This is a genomic window from Pseudomonas indica NBRC 103045, from assembly GCF_002091635.1.
Classification (GTDB): domain Bacteria; phylum Pseudomonadota; class Gammaproteobacteria; order Pseudomonadales; family Pseudomonadaceae; genus Pseudomonas_M; species Pseudomonas_M indica.
Map to the genome: position 1 here is coordinate 23,773 of NZ_BDAC01000023.1, position 18,255 is coordinate 42,027.

The window sequence follows — 18,255 nt, forward strand, 5'->3', positions numbered from 1 at the left end:
TCTCTCGCTGAGGGCTGAAAGAAAAAGGCTTGCCGGAGCAAGCCTTCAGTATGAGCGCATCAGGCCTGTTGCCTGTGCTGTTTCTCCAGCTTCTTGCGGATGCGATCACGCTTGAGGCTGGACAGGTAATCGACGAACAGCTTGCCGTTGAGGTGGTCGCACTCGTGCTGGATACACACCGCCAGCAGGCCTTCGCAGATCATTTCGAAGGCTTCGCCATTGCGGTCGAGGGCCTTGACCCGGACACGTTGCGGACGCTCGACGTTCTCGTAGAAGCCGGGTACCGACAGGCAGCCTTCCTGGTACTGGTCCAGTTCATCGGTGAGCGGTTCGAACTCGGGGTTGATGAACACCAGCGGCTGGGTCTTGTCCTCGCTGACGTCGATCACCACCAGGCGCTTGTGCACGTTCACCTGGGTCGCGGCCAGACCGATGCCAGGGGCGGCGTACATGGTCTCGAACATGTCGTCGATCAGTTGGCGCAGCGAGTCGTCCACCGTCTCCACCGGTTTGGCGATGGTACGCAGCCGCGGATCGGGAAATTCGAGGATGTTCAGGATCGCCATATACGTTTGTGATGCACTTATGGAATTAAGTAAAAATCCACTGCTAAGATGATGAGCAGCATTGAAAAACGGCTTCACGCCGCGTTCCCTGGGGATTTCCGCGGCGCTAGGGCGCTCCACGTGAATACACATAATAAAGGGATTCACCGCATGAGGAAATCACTACTCGCCCTGCTGCTCCTCGCCGCGGGCGGTCTGGCGCAGGCTGCGGTAGAGCTGAAGGATGGTCATCCGGACCGCTATACCGTGGTGAAGGGCGACACGCTCTGGGACATTTCCGGCAAGTTCCTCCGCGAGCCGTGGAAGTGGCCGGAAATCTGGCACGCCAACCCGCAGATCCAGAACCCTCACCTGATCTACCCGGGCGATACGCTGAGCCTGGTCTATGTCGATGGCCAGCCGCGCCTGATGCTCAACCGCGGCGAATCGCGCGGGACCATCAAGCTGTCGCCGAAGGTGCGCAGCACGCCGATGGCCGAAGCGATCCCGACCATCCCGCTGGAAAAGATCAACAGCTTCCTGCTGTCCAACCGTATCGTCGATACGCCCGAGCAGTTTGAGGGCCAACCCTACATCGTCGCCGGCAACGCCGAGCGCGTGGTGAGCGGCGCCGGTGATCGCATCTATGCCCGCGGCATCTTCGAGGAAGGCCAGCCCGTGTACGGCATCTTCCGCCAGGGCCGCATCTACACCGACCCGGATACCAAGGAATTCCTCGGCATCAACGCCGATGACATCGGTACCGGCGAAGTGGTCGCCGAGGAAGGCGACATCGCCACCATGAGCCTGCTGCGCACCACCCAGGAAGTTCGTCTGGGCGACCGCCTGTTCCCCACCGAGGAGCGTGCGGTGAACTCCACCTTCATGCCCAGCGCTCCGTCGAGCGACATCCAGGGCCTGATCCTCGATGTGCCGCGTGGTGTGACGCAGATCGGCCAGTTCGACGTGGTCACCATCAACAAGGGCAAGCGCGACGGCCTGGCCGAAGGCAACGTCCTGGCGGTGTACAAGACCGGCGAAACCGTACGCGACCGCGTGACCGGCGAATCGGTGAAGATCCCGGACGAGCGTTCCGGCCTGCTGATGGTGTTCCGCACCTACGAGAAACTCAGCTACGGCCTGGTGCTCGCCGCCAGCCGCCAGCTCGCGGTCATGGACAAGGTCCGCAACCCGTAACAGCCGAAGCCCCACCTCGCGTGGGGCTTCTTCTTTTCCCCTGCCGCATTTGCGGCGCGACAGATCAAGGATGATCGCGATGTCGCTCGCGACGACTACTTCCCTCACTCCCGCCGAACTCGAAGCCCGCCTGCGCCTGCACAGCCTGCCGGAACTCGGCCCTCGACGTTTCCGCCGCCTGCTCGATGCCTTCGAAAGCGCCTCCGCCGCCCTCAGCGCACCGGCCAGTGCCTGGCGCTCCCTGGGTTTGCCCGCCAGTTGCGCCGAGCCTCGGCGCAGTGCGGAAATCCGCGAACGTGCCGCCGCTGCCATGGCATGGCTGGAGCAGCCGGGGCATCACCTGCTGACCTGGGACGACCCACGCTACCCTGCCCTGCTTGGCGAACTGCCCGACGCGCCTCCCCTGCTGTTCGTCGAAGGCGATCCCGCCATTCTCGAACGGCCTCAACTGGCCATGGTCGGCAGCCGTCGCGCGTCCGCCCCTGGGCTGGACACTGCCCGCGCCTTCGCCCGCAGCCTGGCCGGTGCCGGGTTCGTGATCACCAGCGGGCTGGCTCTGGGGATCGACGGCGCCGCGCACCAGGGAGCGCTGGATGGCGACGGGCTGACCGTCGCGGTGCTCGGAACAGGGCTGCGCTGCCTCTATCCGCATCGGCACAAGGCGCTGGCGCAACGGATCGTCGCCCGCGGCGGTGCGCTGGTGTCGGAGCTGCCGCTGGATTGCCCGCCCCAGGCGAGCAACTTCCCCCGGCGCAACCGCATCATCAGCGGCCTGTCGCTGGGCGTGCTGGTTGTCGAGGCCAGCCCGTCCAGCGGCTCGTTGATCACGGCGAAGCTGGCGGCCGAACAAGGTCGTGAGGTCTATGCCATTCCCGGTTCCATCCACCATCCGGGCGCACGCGGTTGTCATCAGTTGATACGGGAAGGCGCCACCCTGGTGGAGACCATCGAACACATCCTCGAAGCCCTGCGCGGCTGGCAGGTCCAGGCGCCGGCTGCCGCTCCCTCCGCCCAGGCTGGGCATCCGCTGCTGGCGCTGCTGCGGGCCGCACCCCAGAGCAGCGAAAGCCTGGCGATGAACCTCGGCTGGGAGCTGCCACGGACCCTGGTCGCCCTCACCGAGCTGGAGTTGGCGGGCCAGGTGGCCTGTGAAGCCGGCTGCTGGGTGTATCGTGCTGGTTGAGCCTTGTACACTGCCGCCCAGTCAGTATTCGGGGGCCGGAACATGGTCAGCAGTTGGCGTGCGCAGTACGTGGCGCGTGTAGTGCGGGAGGGGGGCGTAGTGGCTTATCCGACCGAGGCGGTGTGGGGACTGGGTTGCGATCCCTGGAACGGGGAAGCCGTCTATCGATTACTGGCGCTGAAGGATCGGCCCGTGGAAAAAGGCCTGATCCTAGTCGCCGACTCCATCCGCCAGTTCGATTTCCTCCTGGAGGACCTGCCGGAAGCCTGGCAGGACCGCCTGGCCAGCACCTGGCCGGGGCCGAACACCTGGCTGGTTCCCCACCAGAACCGTCTGCCCGAGTGGATCACCGGCCAGCACGACAGCGTCGCCTTGCGCGTATCCGATCATCCGCTGGTGCGCGACCTCTGCGCCCTCACCGGCCCGCTGGTGTCCACCTCGGCCAATCCGGGCGGCCGACCGGCGGCGCGCACGCGGTTGCGGGTCGAGCAGTACTTCCATGATCGCCTCGACGCCGTGCTCGGCGGCGCCTTGGGCGGTCGGAAGAACCCCAGTATCATCCGTGACTTGGTCAGTGGGCGGGTAGTAAGAGGATAAGGTGTGAGGCGTGAGGGGTAAGGAGTAAAAGCCTTTACCCCTCCCCCTCTCTCCTCACCCCTTACGGCACAAGTACCGTCGAGCCGGTGGTACGGCGGCCGGCCAGTTCCGTTTGTGCCTTGGCCGCGTCCTCGAGGGCGAAGCGCTGGCCAATTTCCACGTGGATCTTGCCGCTCTCGATCATCGAGAACAGCTCGTCGGCCATGGCCTGCAGGTGTTCCGGGGTATCGGCATAGCCAGCCAGGGTCGGTCGGGTGACGTACAGCGAACCCTTCTGCGCCAGGATGCCGAGGTTGATGCCGGTGACAGCGCCGGAGGCATTGCCGAAGCTGACCAGCAGGCCGCGCGGGGCCACGCAGTCCAGCGAGGTTTCCCAGGTGTCCTTGCCCACCGAGTCGTAGACCACCGGGCACTTCTTGCCATCGGTCAGTTCCAGCACCCGCTTCACCACATCCTCGCGGCTGTAGTCGATGGTCGCCCAGGCACCCAGGGCCTTGGCGCGTTCGGCCTTTTCCGCCGAACCCACGGTGCCGATCAATTGCACACCGAGGGCCTTGGCCCACTGGCAGGCGATGCTGCCGACACCGCCGGCGGCAGCGTGGAAAAGGATGGTCTCGCCGCCTTTCAGCGGATAGGTCTGGCGCAGCAGGTATTGCACGGTCAGGCCCTTGAGCATCACCGCTGCCGCCTGTTCGAAGCTGATCGAGTCGGGCAACCGGACCAGCTTTTCCGCCGGCAGCACGTGCAGTTCGCTGTAGGCGCCCAGCGGGCCGGTGGCATAGGCGACGCGGTCGCCCACCTTGAACTGGGTCACCTCGCTGCCCACCGCCTCGACCTCGCCGGCGCCTTCGCTGCCCAGGCCGGACGGCAGGGCCGGTGGCGCGTAGAGGCCGCTGCGGAAGTAGGTGTCGATGAAGTTGAGGCCGATGGCCTTGTTGCGCACGCGGACTTCGCGTGGACCCGGTTCCGCCGGGGTGTAATCGACGAATTCGAGGACTTCCGGCCCGCCGTGGGCCTTGAACTGGATACGCTTGGCCATCGGAAAAAGACTCCTTGATGAATGCACGCGAAGGGAGGCGCCGGTCCGCCGCCGAAAGGAATAAAGCACGGCACACCGCGCGGAAAGGGCCTATCCAAACCCCAGCGCTTGACCCGCGTCAACAACGAAAGCGCCGGCAGCGATGCTATGCTAGCGCCCCTGTTCGGCCGCCAGCCCGCATGGGCTCTGCCTCCGCCCTGTTGCAAGGTGATTCTCGTGAGTATTCAAACCGAGGCCGTGAAGGCCTATCTGCTCGATCTGCAGGACCGTATCTGCGCCGCCCTGGAAGCCGAAGACGGCGGCGCGCGTTTCAGTGAAGACGCCTGGACCCGCCCGGCCGGTGGCGGTGGTCGTACCCGGGTGATCGCCGACGGTGCCGTGATCGAAAAGGGCGGTGTGAATTTCTCCCACGTGTTCGGTGCCGGCCTGCCGCCGTCGGCCAGTGCCCATCGTCCCGAACTTGCCGGTCGCGGCTTCGAAGCCCTGGGTGTGTCCCTGGTGATCCACCCGGAAAACCCCCACGTACCGACCTCCCACGCCAACGTGCGCTTCTTCAGCGCGGAGAAGGAAGGCGAGGCGCCGGTCTGGTGGTTCGGCGGCGGCTTCGACCTGACGCCCTACTACGCCGTCGAAGAGGATTGCGTGCACTGGCACCAGGTTGCCCGCAAGGCATGCGAACCCTTCGGTGCGGATGTCTACCCGCGCTTCAAGGAATGGTGCGACCGCTATTTCCACCTCAAGCACCGCAACGAGCCGCGCGGCATCGGCGGCCTGTTCTTCGACGACCTGAACCAGTGGGATTTCGAGACCTGCTTCGCCTTCATCCGGGCTATCGGCGATGCCTACATCGAGGCGTACCTGCCCATCATCCAGCGCCGCAAGCTGACCCCCTACGGCGAGCGCGAGCGCGAGTTCCAGGCGTTCCGCCGTGGCCGCTACGTCGAGTTCAACCTGGTCTACGACCGCGGCACCCTGTTCGGCCTGCAATCCGGCGGTCGTACCGAATCGATCCTGATGTCGCTGCCGCCGCAGGTGCGCTGGGGCTACGACTGGAAGCCCGAGCCGGGTACCCCGGAGGCGCGTCTGACGGACTATTTCCTGACCGATCGCGATTGGCTCGCCGGCCAGTCGTGATGGCGGGGCGCTGAAGCACTTTCACCGAGGATTTCCATGGACCGCTACGGCGTTTTCGGCAACCCCATCGGCCACAGCAAGTCGCCGCTGATCCACCGGCTGTTCGCCGAGCAGACCGGCCAGGCGCTGACCTACGAGGCCCTGCTCGCCCCGCTGGACGATTTCACCGGGTTCGCCCGTACCTTCTTCCGCGACGGCAAGGGCGCCAACGTCACCGTGCCGTTCAAGGAAGAGGCGTTCCGCCTGGCCGACAGCCTGACCGCCCGCGCCGAACGCGCCGGGGCGGTGAATACCCTGAAGAAGCTCGACGACGGCAGCCTGCTCGGCGACAACACCGACGGTGCCGGGCTGGTGCGCGACCTGACGGTGAACGCGGGCTGCTCATTGACTGGCAAGCGCATCCTGCTGCTCGGTGCGGGTGGCGCGGTGCGTGGCGTGCTGGAGCCGTTCCTGGCGGAGCGCCCGGCCAGCCTGGTCATCGCCAACCGCACGGTGGAGAAGGCCGAGGCGCTGGCCCGGCAGTTCGCCGACCTGGGTCCGGTGGTGGCCAGCGGTTTCGACTGGATCGACGAGCCGGTGGACCTGATCGTCAACGGCACCTCCGCCAGCCTGGCCGGCGACCTGCCGCCGATCTCGCCGAGCCTGATCCGCCCGGGCCACACGCTGTGCTACGACATGATGTACGGCAAGGAACCCACCGCCTTCTGCCGCTGGGCCAGCGAACACGGCGCGGCGCGGGCGCTGGATGGCCTGGGCATGCTGGTGGAGCAGGCCGCCGAGGCATTCTTCCTCTGGCGCGGCGTGCGTCCGGACAGTGCGCCGGTGCTGGCCGAGGTTCGCAGACTGGTTCTGGCCGGCTGATCAGGTTTCGAACAGGACCGGGCAATGCTCCGGTCCTTCCAGTTTCAGCAACTCCTCCACAACCTGCGGGCGGGCTTGGCGTAGCGTCAGGCTGCGGTTCTGGCCGAGCAGGCGGCGGGCTTCCTGGTGCAGCATCTCGACCCCGGCGTAGTCGATGAAGTTGACCTGCTGCGCCTCGACGATCACCCGTGCTCCTTCGCAACGTTGCAGGCGGTGCTGCAGATAAGGGCAGGCGCCGAAGAAGATCGAACCCTCCAGGCGCAGTACGTCGTCTTCCCCTTCCCGCCATTGCTGCACCCGTGGTCGCGACGTGCGCTTGAGGTAGAAGAACAGCGACGCCAGCACCCCGGCGTAGATGGCGGTCTGCAACTCCAGCAGCAGCGTGGCGGCGAAGGTCAGGCTCATCACCAGGAATTCCGAACGGCTCACCCGCCAGAGCGCGCGAACGCCATGGATGTCCACCAACCCCCAGCAGATCAGCAGGATGCTCGCCGCCATGGCCGGCAGCGGGATGTGTTCGATCAGGCGGGCGCCGAACAGGGTGAACAGGGCGACCCAGAGCGCGGAGAACACCCCGGCCAGTGGCGAGTGGGCACCGGCCTGCTGGTTCAGCGCCGAGCGGGTGAACGAGCCCGCCGACAGCGAGGCCGAGAACCAGGCGCCGACCATGTTGGACAGGCCCTGGCCGCGCACTTCCAGGTTGGCGTTGAGCATCTGCTGCGAGCGGCCGGCCAGGGCACGGGCGATGGACAGGCTGGTGACCAGCCCGAGCATGCCGCAGGCGACGGCGGCCGGCAGCAGGCGCAGCAGGGTATCCAGATCGAACTGCAGCGGGCTGAAGGGCGGCAGCCGGCCTTCGAAGGCGCTGACCAGCGGCACGCCGCTCATCCACTGCGGCAGGGCCGCCACCAGCGCGCCACCGGCCAGGATGCCCAGCAGCAACGCCGGCCAGCGTGGCAGCAAACGCCGCACCAGCAGCGCCACGGCCAGTGCCACCAGCGCCACCAGCAGCGACGGCCAATGGATTTCGCGCAGGTGCCCGCCCAGCGCCAGCAGGCTTTGCAGCGCGGTGGCCTGGCTGGGCAGGTCGAGGCCGAACAGGTTGGGTACCTGGCCGAGGGCGATCACCACGGCTGCGCCAAGGGTGAAGCCGAGGATCACCGAGTGCGAAACGAAGTTGACCAGCGCGCCGAAGCGCAGCAGGCCGAGCAACCACTGGAACAGCCCGGCGAGGAAGGTCAGCAGCAGGACCAGCCCGACGTAATCGGCGCTGCCGGGAGCCGCCAGCGGGCTGACGCTGGTGAACAGTACGATGGAAATGGCCGCGGTCGGCCCGCCGATCAGGTGCCAGGACGAGCCCCACAGGCAGGCGACGATTACCGGCACGATGGCCGCGTAGAGGCCGTATTCCGCCGGCAGGCCGGCGATCAGTGCGTAGGCGATGGATTGCGGCAGGGCGAGGATGGCGCCGGTCAGGCCGACCAGCAGGTCCTGGCCGACGCTGGCGCGGTTCTGCCGGGGCAACCAGGCAAGGAAGGGGAGCAACGTGATCAGGTCGGGACGGTGCATGGACAATCTCGGGCACGGAAGCCGTTACCGCACCATGCCGGGCGGCGAGGGTCAAGGCATTGGAGGTGCGAATCGCGGATTAATCCGCTCCCAAGGGCTCGAGTACTGGGAGCGGGATCTTTCATCGGCCGGAGCTGCGGGCGAATGAATTCGCCCCTACAACCGTGGCCCGGCAAGCGCCGCGTAGTCCGGATTCACATCTTGGCCTTCACCGCTGCCAGGGCTTCGCCGCCGTCGCGAGTGGTCACGCCTTCCAGCCATTGGTCAAGCACCTCGGGATGCGCCGCGATCCAGGCTTTCACCGCCTCGGCGTTGCTGCCCTTCTTCTCCAGCGCGGAGGCCATGATGCTGTTCTCCATTTCCTGGGTGAAGCTCAGGTTGGCGAGCAGCCGGGCGGCGTTCGGGCAAGCCTGCCGGTAGCCCTTGCGGGTCAGGGTGTAGACGCTGCCGCTGCTGCCGAAGTAGGCCTCGCCGCCCTTCAGGTAGCGCATGTCGATCTGCACGTTCATCGGATGCGGCGTCCAGCCGAGGAAGACAATGAAGCGCTGCCGCTTCACCGCGCGGGACACCTCGGAGAGCATGGCCTGTTCCCCCGACTCCACCAGCCGCCATTTGCCCAGGTCGAACTCGTTCTTGGCGATGATCTGCTGGAGCGACTGATTGGCCGGTGCGCCCGAGCCAATGCCGTAGATCTTCTGGTTGAAGCGGTCGGCGAATTTGTTCAGGTCGGCGAAATCCTTCACCCCGGCTTCCCAGACATAGGTCGGAACCGCCAGGGTGAATTCGGTGCCCTCCAGGTTTTTCGCCAACTGCTCCACATCGCCGTTGGCGACGAATTTGTCGTGGTAGCTCTGCTGGGCCGGCATCCAGTTGCCGAGGAAGGCATCCACCAGACCGTCCTTGAGCCCGCCGAAGATGATCGGCACCGCGAGGGTATCGACCTTGGTCTGGTAGCCCATGCCGTCGAGCAGGAAGGTCGCGATGCCGTTGGTCACGGCGATGTCGCTCCAGCCCGGATCGGCCAGCTTCACCGTGGCGCAGCTGGCGTCCTCGGCCTGGGCGTGGAACGTGGCGGCCGACAGCAGACAGCCGCCGGCGAGTACTGCGTTGAGTCTTTTCATGCCTTCCTCCCCTGGTTTTTCTCGGATGGGCGATGCGCCCGTTTTGTTTTTCTACGGCCTGGGATAGCGCGCCCGGCGCTCCAGATCGTCCAGATCGATGTGATTGCGCATGTACTGCTGGCTGGCATCGACCCAAGGCTGGTGGTCCCAGCTGGTGCGCGTACCCTGCTCCAGCGCGGCGGCGACGAAGCGACGGCGGCGCTGGCTGGCCAGGGTCGCCGCATGGATTGCCGGGATGTCCCAGCGGGTGCGGGCCTCGCCGATGAAGTCGTCGAGCAGTGCGCGATAGGCCGGATAGAGCGCCAGATTGCGCTGCTCCTGCGGGTCTTCGAGCACGTCGAAGAGCAACGGCGCGTCCTGCTCCGAGTGCATGTATTTGTAGCGCCCGCGCCGGATCATCATCAGCGGGCTGGTGGTGCCTTCGGCCATGTATTCGCCGAACACTTCGTCGTGGCCGCCCTCGCCCGCCAGGTGCGGCAGCAGCGAGCGGCCATCCAGCGGCAGGTGCGGTTCCAGGCTGCCGCCGGCCAGTTCGACCAGGGTCGGCAGCAGGTCGATGGTCGATACCGCCGCGCCCACCCGATGGGCTGCGAAGCGGCGCGGCGCATGAATCAGCAGCGGTACCCGCGCGGCCATCTCGAACCAGTGCATTTTGTACCAGAGTCCCCGCTCGCCCAGCATGTCGCCATGGTCGCCGGAGAACACGATCAGGGTGTCGTCGGCCAAGCCGCAGGCTTCCAGGGTGCCGAGCAGCTTGCCGATGTTGTCGTCGATGTAGCTGCAGGCGCCGAAGTAGGCGCGGCGGGCGTCGCGGATCTTTTCTGGCGGCAGCGGCTTGTCCCAGAGGTCGATGACCTTGAGCAGGCGCTGCGAGTGCGGGTCCTGCTCGGCCTGGGGAATCGTCTGGCGCGGCAGCGGAATGTCGTCGTCCTGGTAGCGGTTCCAGTATTCGGCCGGGATGGTGTAGGGGTCGTGGGGATGGGTCATCGACACTGTCAGGCAGAACGGCCGGGTATCGTCGCCGCGTACGTGGTCGTAGAGATACTGCTGCGCCTTGAACAGCACTTCTTCATCGAAATCCAGCTGGTTGGTGCGCACGCAGGGGCCGGCCTGCAGCACCGACGACATGTTGTGGTACCAGCTCGGCCGCACCTCCGGCTCGTCCCAGTTCACCGCCCAGCCGTAGTCGGCCGGGTAGATGTCGCTGGTCAGGCGTTCCTCGTAGCCGTGCAACTGGTCCGGGCCGCAGAAGTGCATCTTGCCGGACAGCGCGGTGCGGTAGCCGAGGCGGCGCAGGTAGTGGGCATAGGTCGGCACGTCGGCCGGGAAGTCGGCGGCGTTGTCGTAGGCGCCGATCTTCGACGGCAACTGGCCGCTCACCAGGCTGAAACGCGAGGGCGCGCACAGCGGGCTGTTGCAGTAGGCGGCATCGAAGACCACGCCCTCGGCGGCGAGCCGGCCGAGGTTCGGCATCTTGATCGGCGAGGCCGGGTCGTGGATCGGCAGGATCGGCGCGGCCATCTGGTCGGCCATGATGAAGAGGATGTTCGGGCGCTTCATTGCCTGGGTTATCTCATTCACTGTAGTTATGCGATAGTGCTGGCAGCCATCATTGGCCTCTCGGCCAGTACGGGTAAACCACACACGAATGGATGACTCGGATAAGCACGGCTTATGCAAGAAACCTCTTCCGCGATGCCGCTCGACCTGCTGAGGGTGTTCGAGTCCGCCGGCCGCCAGTTGAGTTTCACCGCCGCCGCCCTGGAGCTGGGTACCACCCAGCCGGCGGTGAGCCAGCAGATCAAGCGGCTGGAAAAGCAGCTCGGCGCGCGGCTGTTCGATCGGGTTTACCGGGGTATCGAACTCACCGAAGCCGGCCGCGTCCTGCTGGAGCATGTGCAAGCCGGGCTGGCGGCCATCGAAGAAGGCATCGAGGCGGTCACCGCCCGGCCGCAGCACGAGGTGTTGCAGGTGGCCACCGACTTCGCCTTCGCCGCCTACTGGCTGATGCCGCGTCTGCCGCGCTTCCACCAGCTCCACCCGGAGATCGATGTCAGTCTGGTGACCAGCGACCGCGGGCTCAACCTGCTGCGCTCCGACATCGACGTCGCCGTGGCTTTCGGCGACGGCCGCTTCAAGCACGGCGAAGCGCAACTGCTGTTCATCGAAGAGGTGTTCCCCATCGCCAGCCCGCGCCTGCTGGAAGGCCGGCAACTGCCCCTGGCGCCGTCGGCCCTGGCAGATTTTCCGCTGCTGCATTTGAAGCCGGAAACGCGTAGTCGCTGGTTCGACTGGAGCGGCCTGTTCCGCGCCCTCGGCATCGCCCAGGCACCCGCGCCGGGTCTGCTGCGCTTCGACAACTACACCCTGCTGATCCAGGCGGCGCTCGCCGGGCAGGGCGTGGCCATCGGCTGGCGCCACTTGGTCGATGACCTGCTGGAACAGGGGCTGCTCTGTCCGCTGCTGAAAGAGCGGGTACGCTCGTCGTACGGCTATTACCTGGTGCTGCCGGAGCGCAAGCGGCGTCAGCGGTTGACCCAGCGCTTCGTCGACTGGTTACAGGCGGAGCTGGCCGAAGAGAACGCAACGTCGTCGGGAGCCGTATAGCGGATCGTAATCCGCTGGCGCAGGTGCTGCGGCGACTCCAGTTCGTCGGCCAGGGCGGCGGCGAAGCGGCGCAGGCGATACAGCTCGCTATCCGGGTCGGCATGCGCGGCATTGCGGAAATCGTCGAGGTCGAAGCGCCAGGTGATCGGCGGCGGCGTGACCAGGGTCCAGTCCAGCGGGCCGTCGAGCAGCAGATGTCGCTCGGCGTCGCCGATCAGGTCGGCCTCGATGATCAGCAACAGGTGTTTCACCCCGACCCGGGGCAGGCCGACGTTCAGCGCCGCCAGCATGTCCAGGGGAGAACCGGCACTGTTCGGCGGTCTGTCGGCGGCGCCGTCGGGCAGGTTCGGCGCCTGGTGATAGATCACCACGGCATCCATCCCGGCCACGCTCTCGCTGACGCTCAGCGGGTCGTACAGATCGCCGAGCTTGGCGCGCAGGCCGGGGTGTACGTCGATGGCGTTAAGGTCGCCGACCACCGCTACCGCTTCATGTTGACGGCTGAGCCACTCGCTCAGCAGCGCGCTGCCCAGGCTCGAATGCGCCCCGTAAAGGGCGAGTTTGAGCACACGGGTTTCAGCGTTCTTCATGCCGTCGGGCTATCCGCTCAACGCCGCGACAACATCAGGCCGACCAGGGTGGCGGCGCCGACGATCAGGCCCAGGCCGAGCACGGCGGTGGACCAGGGATGCTCGTGGGCGTACTGGTTGGCCAGTTGCCCCGCCCGGCGCGTTTGCAGCGACATGCGCTCCAGGCGCGGGGAGGAATATTCCCAGAGGTGTTCGGCCCGCGCCCGCAGGTTGTCCAGGGTGTGCCGCGATTCCTTGCTGGCGCCTTGCTTGAGTTCGTCGAGGGCGGCCATCAGGTTGTGGATTTCTCGCTCGATCTGCTCGGCCGTAGTGGGCTGGTGTGAATTGAACAGGCCCATGGCATGGTCTCCCGTGTCGATGAGTGTGGTGTTTTTGACCGCCGCTACGGCCAGAGGTGCCTCCATTCATCGTAAAACACGGGGCTCTCAGACTTCGTAGAGTTCCAGCGGCAAATGGTCCGGGTCGGCGAAGAAGGTGAAGCGCTTGCCGGTGAGCGCATCGCTACGCACCGGTTCGGTGGCCACGCCCTGGGCATTGAGTTCGGCGATTGCCGCGTCCAGGTCGTCCACCGCGAACGCCAGGTGTCGCAGCCCACGGGCCTCCGGGTAGGACGGCCGGGGCGGCGCGCCGGGGAAGGAGAACAGTTCCAGTTGGCTGTCGCCCAGGCGCAGGTCGAGCTTCCAGGAGTCGCGTTCGGCGCGGTAGGTCTCGGCGATCACTTCCAGCCCCAGCACCTGGGTGTAGAAGTGCTTCGAGCGCGGGTAGTCCGAGCAGATCAGGGCGACGTGATGGAGTTTTTTCAGCGGCATGGCGATCTCCGGGCATGGAACCGGATGGACCGGAGCGGCAGGCGAAGGTTTCGCACTTTCCGTCGGGCATGAAAAAACCGCTGCTCCCTTGGCGGGAGACAGCGGTTCGTTCGACAAGCGGTCAGCGTGCGGCGCGCACGCCTTCGGCCAGTTCGCGACACAGGCCGAGGACATCCTCGACGGCCTGCCCGGGCGTTTCCGCCTTGGCGATGCGGTCCACCAGGGCAGAACCCACCACCACGCCGTCGGCCAGACGGGCGACACTCGCCGCGTGCTCCGGGGTGCGGATGCCGAAGCCGATGCACACCGGCAGCTCGGTATGCCGGCGCAGGCGGGCGACGGCCTGCTCGACGTGCTCCAGGGTCGCCGCATTGGCGCCGGTGACGCCGGCCACCGAGACGTAATAGACGAAGCCGGAGCTGCCGTTCAGCACCTTGGGCAGGCGCTTGTCGTCGGTGGTCGGGGTGGTCAGGCGGATGAAGTCCAGCCCGGCGGCCTGGGCCGGTTCGCACAGGTCGACGTTATGCTCCGGCGGCAAATCGACCACGATCAGGCCGTCCACGCCGGCTTCCTTGGCGTCGGCGATGAAGCGCGGCACGCCGTACTTGTGGATCGGGTTGAAGTAGCCCATCAGTACCAGCGGGGTGCTCTGGTCGTCCTGGCGGAACTCGCGGACCATCCGCAGCGTCTTGACCAGGTCCTGCTTGGCCGCCAGAGCGCGGATGTTGGCGAGCTGGATCGACGGGCCGTCGGCCATCGGGTCGGTGAACGGCATGCCCAGTTCGATCACGTCGGCACCGGCTTTCGGCAGGCCCTTGAGGATCGCCAGGGAAGCGTCGTAGCCGGGATCGCCAGCGGTGACGAAGGTCACCAGGGCGGCGCGGTTCTGTTCTTTCAGTTCGGCGAAGCGCGTCTGCAGGCGGCTCATACGACGGACTCCTTCTGTTCCTGCATGTGGTGCATGACGGTCTGCATATCCTTGTCGCCGCGGCCGGACAGGTTGATCACCATCAGGTGGTCCTTGGGCAGCGTCGGCGCGCGCTTGAAGGCTTCGGCCAGGGCGTGGGACGACTCCAGCGCGGGGATGATACCCTCCAGGCGGCAGCACTGGTGGAAGGCGGCCAGGGCCTCGTGGTCGGTGATCGAGGTGTACTCGACGCGGCCGATGTCGTGCAGCCAGGCGTGTTCCGGGCCGATGCCCGGGTAGTCGAGACCGGCGGAGATCGAGTGAGCATCGATGATCTGGCCGTCTTCGTCCTGCAGCAGGAAGGTGCGGTTGCCGTGCAGTACGCCGGGCACGCCGCCGTTCAGGCTGGCCGCGTGCTTGCCGGTCTCGATGCCGTGGCCGGCGGCTTCGACGCCGACGATCTTCACGCTGGCATCGTCGAGGAACGGGTGGAACAGGCCCATGGCGTTGGAGCCGCCGCCGATGCAGGCGACCAGGCTATCGGGCAGGCGCCCTTCCTTCTCCATCAGCTGCTCGCGGGTCTCCTTGCCGATCACCGCCTGGAAGTCGCGGACCATGGCCGGGTACGGATGCGGGCCGGCGACGGTGCCGATCAGGTAGAAGGTGGTCTCGACGTTGGTCACCCAGTCGCGCAGGGCTTCGTTCATCGCGTCCTTGAGGGTGCCGGTGCCGGCGGTGACCGGGATCACCTCGGCGCCCAGCAGCTTCATGCGGAAGACGTTGGCCTGCTGGCGGTCGATGTCGGTGGTGCCCATGTAGATCACGCACTGCAGGCCGAAGCGCGCGGCCACGGTGGCGGTGGCCACGCCGTGCATGCCGGCGCCGGTCTCGGCGATGATGCGCTGCTTGCCCATGCGCCGGGCCAGGAGGATCTGGCCGATGCAGTTGTTGATCTTGTGCGCGCCGGTGTGGTTCAGCTCTTCGCGCTTGAGGTAAATCTTCGCGCCGCCGCAATGTTCGGTGAGGCGTTCGGCGAAGTACAGCGGGCTCGGCCGGCCGACGTAATCGCGCTGGAAGTAGGCGAGTTCCTCGAGGAACGCCGGATCGGTCTTGGCCTTCTCGTACTCGGCGGCCAGGTCGTGGATCAGCGGCATCAGGGTTTCGGCGACGTACTGCCCGCCGAACTGGCCGAACAGGCCGGTGGCGTCGGGGCCGGTGCGGTATGAGGTCATGGCAGCGCTCCTGCGTTGTCCCTTCCAGTGGAAAGGGCGGGTGTTAGCGATGGGGTCATTCTACCTGTGCGTGTTTGTGGGAAAAGCGATTAGAGCGCGACGATATGTCAGAAAACCTCACGAGTCAGTACTCCCTCTCTCGTCCGTAGTGAAACTAAGAAAGTGTGATTGATTTAACGCTATGCGCAGAACTTCGGTTCATGCTGGACGGTCGCAGTCACACGGCACCGGGCCGGCAACGGAGAAACGTTATGAAGCACGGAATGAAGATGGCGGGAATGACACTTGCTGTGATGGTGGGAGCGGCCCAGGCACAAACGACGGAGCTGGATGGGATCGGCGTATCCCGCGACGTTCCCTGTAACGGCCAGGACGTGAGCATCAGCGGCAACGGCAATCGGTTTCGCCTGAGTGGCGGCTGCGGCCAGGTGATAGTGCATGGCTCGGAGCAAAGGATCGAACTTGGCGACGCCAGCCGTGTGGAAATCACCGGCGTTGGAAACCAGGTACAAGCCGGAAGGATTAACCAACTGGATGTGAGCAGCACCGGGCATCGGGTGAAGGCCACTCTGCATGGTGAGGCCGAGCGGCCGGCGCAAGTCATGGTATATGGCGCGGAGAATATTCTGACCCTCGGCTTCGAGGGCCCCGCGCAGGTGGATATCAGTGGTACTGGCCAGCAGCTCGACTGGCGCGGAGACGAGCCGCAAATCTCCACCAGCGGTGTCGATCATCGGATCGAGCGACACTAGTGCCTTGGTGGCGGCTTGCTGGGAAAGCGAATAGAGTGCCCTGACCTGTCAGGAAAACTCCCATTCATATGAGCCGAGACCTACCTCCGCTGAATGCCTTGCGAGCCTTCGAGGCTGCTGCTCGCCTGCAAAGCATCAGCCGCGCCGGCGCGGAGTTGCACGTCACCCACGGGGCCATAAGCCGACAGATTCGTGCGCTGGAAGAACAACTAGGGGTCAGTCTGTTCGACAAGGATGGCCGTGGGGTGAAACTTACCGGTGCCGGCGTGCGCCTGCGTGATGCCGCGTCCGATGCATTCGAGCGGTTGCGCGGTGCTTGCGCCGAGCTGAAACGGCACCAGGCCGATGCCCCGTTCGTCCTCGGCTGTCCGGGCAGCCTGCTGGCGCGCTGGTTCATTCCGCGCCTGGACCGGCTCAACCGCGCCTTGCCGGAACTGCGCCTGCAACTCTCGTCCAGCGAAGGCGACCTCGACCCGCGCCGCCCCGGCGTGGACGCCACCCTGCTGTTCGCCGAAAAGCCCTGGCCGGCTGATATGCAGGTCTTCGAACTGGCGGCCGAATGCATCGGCCCGGTGCTCAGCCCCCGCTATGCCCGATCAGCCGAACTGAGCGGCGCGGCACCGGACGCATTGCTGAGCGAGGCCCTGCTGCACACCGCCTCGCGCCCGCAGGCCTGGCCGAACTGGGCCGCCGCCAACGGCCTGCCACCCACGGCGCTGCGCTACGGACAGGGATTCGAGCACCTGTACTACCTGCTGGAGGCGGCGGTGGCGGGCCTCGGCGTGGCCATCGCCCCCCAGCAACTGGTGGCGGACGACCTCGCCGCCGGCCGTCTGATCGCCCCCTGGGGCTTCGTCGAAACCCCGGCGCGACTGGCACTGTGGGTGCCGGCCCGGCACAACGACCCCCGTGCCGAGCGGTTGGCGGCGTGGTTGCGGGCTCAACTGAGGCCCGCTTCGGAAGCTGATCTACGGAGTAAAAAAAGGGCGCAAGATGCGCCCATGCTGCCCAAGTCGCCTTAGCTGGCCAGCGAAACCTTGACCTTCTCCGGCTTGCGGGCCGGTTCGCGGTAACCGTCCGGGTTTTGCGTCTGCCAGCGCCAGGCGTCGCTGAGCATGGCGTGCAGGTCGCGTTCGGCGCGCCAGCCCAGTTCGCGCAGGGCCTTGCCGGGGTCGGCCCAGCACTGGGCGATGTCTCCCGGCCGGCGGGCGACGAAGCGGTGCGGTAGCGGCCGGCCGATCACCTCTTCGAAGGCGCGCACCATTTGCAGCACCGAGTAGCCCTGGCCGGTGCCGAGGTTCCAGACCGAGACGCCCTGCTGGCGGTCGAGTCGTTCCAGGGCCTTGAGATGCCCCTTGGCCAGGTCCACCACATGGATGTAGTCACGCACGCCGGTGCCGTCGGCGGTGGGGTAGTCGTTGCCGTAGATGCTGAGGCGCTTCAGGCGCCCCACCGCCACTTGCAGCATGTAGGGCAGCAGGTTGTTGGGGATGCCGTTGGGGTCTTCGCCGATCCGGCCGGACGGGTGGGCGCCGATGGGGTTGAAGTAGCGCAGCAGGCCGATGGACCAGCACGGATCGGAGTTGGCCAGTCCCTTGAGGACGTTTTCCGCCATCAGCTTGGATTGGCCATAGGGGTTGGTGGGGATGCCGGTAGGGCAGTCCTCGCGGATCGGCATGCTCACCGATTCGCCGTAGACGGTCGCCGAGGAGCTGAAGACCAGCTTGTAGACCCCCGCGCTGCGCATTGCCTGGCACAGCGCGATGCTGCCGCCGACGTTGGTTTCGTAGTAGTGCAGCGGCTCGCGGACGCTCTCGCCCACCGCCTTCAGCCCGGCGAAGTGCATCACGGCTTCGATGGGATAATCGCGGAAGACGCGCTCCAGCAGGTCGCGGTCGAGGATGTCGCCGAGGACGAACTCGACCCGTTTCCCGGTCAGTTGCTCCACGCGCTCCAGCGCCAGCCGCGAGCTGTTGCACAGGTTATCCAGCACCACGACCCGGTGGCCGGCTTCGAGCAGTTCCAGCACGGTATGCGAACCGATGTAACCCGCACCCCCGGTTACCAAAATCATCGCTGCTACCCCCTTTTCGAGCAGGTCGGTCGTTCGTC

19 protein-coding genes are annotated in these 18,255 nt (G+C 66.2%); 8 read left to right on the plus strand and 11 right to left on the minus strand.

Annotated elements, in window-relative coordinates:
- Window positions 1–59: 59 nt before the first annotated feature.
- Window positions 60–566: a peptide deformylase gene (gene def, locus PIN01S_RS21720; protein ID WP_084338912.1), complete on the minus strand. Its 507-nt coding sequence runs from the start codon at window positions 564–566 to the stop codon at window positions 60–62.
- Window positions 567–716: 150 nt separating this feature from the next.
- Between def and PIN01S_RS21725 the strand changes: the two genes are divergently transcribed.
- The 3 genes from PIN01S_RS21725 (at window position 717) to tsaC (ending at window position 3,522) form a co-directional block, all read left to right on the plus strand.
- Entirely contained in the window at window positions 717–1,742 is a 1,026-nt protein-coding gene (locus PIN01S_RS21725; RefSeq protein WP_084338914.1) for a LysM peptidoglycan-binding domain-containing protein, read from the plus strand.
- Window positions 1,743–1,821: 79 nt separating this feature from the next.
- Window positions 1,822–2,925, plus strand: coding sequence for a DNA-processing protein DprA (dprA, locus tag PIN01S_RS21730; RefSeq protein WP_084338916.1), 1,104 nt, complete (start codon window positions 1,822–1,824; stop codon window positions 2,923–2,925).
- Window positions 2,926–2,967: 42 nt separating this feature from the next.
- Entirely contained in the window at window positions 2,968–3,522 is a 555-nt protein-coding gene (gene tsaC, locus PIN01S_RS21735; RefSeq protein ID WP_084338918.1) for an L-threonylcarbamoyladenylate synthase type 1 TsaC, read from the plus strand.
- Between the two features lie 61 nt (window positions 3,523–3,583).
- On the opposite strand, the gene PIN01S_RS21740 is transcribed toward tsaC, so the two are convergent.
- Window positions 3,584–4,561 carry an NADPH:quinone reductase gene (locus PIN01S_RS21740; protein ID WP_084338920.1) on the minus strand — a complete coding sequence of 326 codons (978 nt, stop codon included), beginning with the start codon at window positions 4,559–4,561 and terminating at the stop codon, window positions 3,584–3,586.
- Window positions 4,562–4,777: 216 nt separating this feature from the next.
- Here PIN01S_RS21740 and hemF point away from each other — a divergent pair, with 216 nt between their 5' ends.
- Both hemF and aroE read left to right on the plus strand, forming a co-directional pair.
- Window positions 4,778–5,695 (plus strand): oxygen-dependent coproporphyrinogen oxidase, encoded by a 918-nt coding sequence (hemF, locus tag PIN01S_RS21745; protein ID WP_084339012.1) that lies wholly within the window; start codon window positions 4,778–4,780, stop codon window positions 5,693–5,695.
- Between the two features lie 36 nt (window positions 5,696–5,731).
- Window positions 5,732–6,556 carry a shikimate dehydrogenase gene (aroE, locus tag PIN01S_RS21750; RefSeq protein ID WP_084338922.1) on the plus strand — a complete coding sequence of 275 codons (825 nt, stop codon included), beginning with the start codon at window positions 5,732–5,734 and terminating at the stop codon, window positions 6,554–6,556.
- Here aroE and PIN01S_RS21755 read toward each other — a convergent pair whose 3' ends face one another.
- From PIN01S_RS21755 to betC, 3 genes are all read right to left on the minus strand, one after another.
- Window positions 6,557–8,125: a SulP family inorganic anion transporter gene (locus PIN01S_RS21755; protein ID WP_084338924.1), complete on the minus strand. Its 1,569-nt coding sequence runs from the start codon at window positions 8,123–8,125 to the stop codon at window positions 6,557–6,559.
- A gap of 194 nt (window positions 8,126–8,319) precedes the next feature.
- Window positions 8,320–9,246: a choline ABC transporter substrate-binding protein gene (gene choX / locus PIN01S_RS21760; RefSeq protein WP_084338926.1), complete on the minus strand. Its 927-nt coding sequence runs from the start codon at window positions 9,244–9,246 to the stop codon at window positions 8,320–8,322.
- A 51-nt stretch (window positions 9,247–9,297) separates the two neighbouring features.
- Window positions 9,298–10,806: a choline-sulfatase gene (betC, locus tag PIN01S_RS21765; protein WP_084338928.1), complete on the minus strand. Its 1,509-nt coding sequence runs from the start codon at window positions 10,804–10,806 to the stop codon at window positions 9,298–9,300.
- Between the two features lie 114 nt (window positions 10,807–10,920).
- On the opposite strand from betC, the gene PIN01S_RS21770 reads away from it, so the two are divergent.
- Window positions 10,921–11,853 carry a choline sulfate utilization transcriptional regulator gene (locus PIN01S_RS21770; protein WP_084338930.1) on the plus strand — a complete coding sequence of 311 codons (933 nt, stop codon included), beginning with the start codon at window positions 10,921–10,923 and terminating at the stop codon, window positions 11,851–11,853.
- Here the strand turns inward: PIN01S_RS21770 and PIN01S_RS21775 are convergent.
- The 5 genes from PIN01S_RS21775 to trpB form a co-directional block, all read right to left on the minus strand.
- Window positions 11,772–12,443: an NAD(P)-dependent oxidoreductase gene (locus tag PIN01S_RS21775; protein WP_084338932.1), complete on the minus strand. Its 672-nt coding sequence runs from the start codon at window positions 12,441–12,443 to the stop codon at window positions 11,772–11,774. The two genes, PIN01S_RS21770 and PIN01S_RS21775, sit on opposite strands and share 82 nt — an antisense overlap.
- A gap of 17 nt (window positions 12,444–12,460) precedes the next feature.
- Complete coding sequence (locus tag PIN01S_RS21780; protein WP_095598949.1) at window positions 12,461–12,781, minus strand: ElaB/YgaM/YqjD family protein; 321 nt, start codon at window positions 12,779–12,781, stop codon at window positions 12,461–12,463.
- Between the two features lie 87 nt (window positions 12,782–12,868).
- Entirely contained in the window at window positions 12,869–13,252 is a 384-nt protein-coding gene (gene gloA2 / locus PIN01S_RS21785) for an SMU1112c/YaeR family gloxylase I-like metalloprotein (protein WP_084338936.1), read from the minus strand.
- Window positions 13,253–13,373: 121 nt separating this feature from the next.
- A complete protein-coding gene (gene trpA / locus PIN01S_RS21790; RefSeq protein ID WP_084338938.1) occupies window positions 13,374–14,180 on the minus strand; it encodes a tryptophan synthase subunit alpha in 807 nt (268 codons plus the stop codon).
- Window positions 14,177–15,391, minus strand: a complete 1,215-nt coding sequence (gene trpB, locus PIN01S_RS21795) for a tryptophan synthase subunit beta (protein WP_084338940.1) — start codon at window positions 15,389–15,391, stop codon at window positions 14,177–14,179. Before trpB ends, trpA begins: the two co-directional genes overlap by 4 nt.
- Before the next feature lie 251 nt (window positions 15,392–15,642).
- Here trpB and PIN01S_RS21800 point away from each other — a divergent pair, with 251 nt between their 5' ends.
- Together PIN01S_RS21800 and PIN01S_RS21805 are read left to right on the plus strand one after the other, a co-directional pair.
- Window positions 15,643–16,143 carry a DUF3060 domain-containing protein gene (locus tag PIN01S_RS21800; protein WP_169715864.1) on the plus strand — a complete coding sequence of 167 codons (501 nt, stop codon included), beginning with the start codon at window positions 15,643–15,645 and terminating at the stop codon, window positions 16,141–16,143.
- Between the two features lie 68 nt (window positions 16,144–16,211).
- Window positions 16,212–17,165, plus strand: coding sequence for a LysR family transcriptional regulator (locus PIN01S_RS21805; protein WP_139198574.1), 954 nt, complete (start codon window positions 16,212–16,214; stop codon window positions 17,163–17,165).
- On the opposite strand, the gene galE is transcribed toward PIN01S_RS21805, so the two are convergent.
- Window positions 17,162–18,217 carry a UDP-glucose 4-epimerase GalE gene (gene galE / locus PIN01S_RS21810; protein ID WP_084338942.1) on the minus strand — a complete coding sequence of 352 codons (1,056 nt, stop codon included), beginning with the start codon at window positions 18,215–18,217 and terminating at the stop codon, window positions 17,162–17,164. The two genes, PIN01S_RS21805 and galE, sit on opposite strands and share 4 nt — an antisense overlap.
- Window positions 18,218–18,255 lie beyond the last annotated feature (38 nt).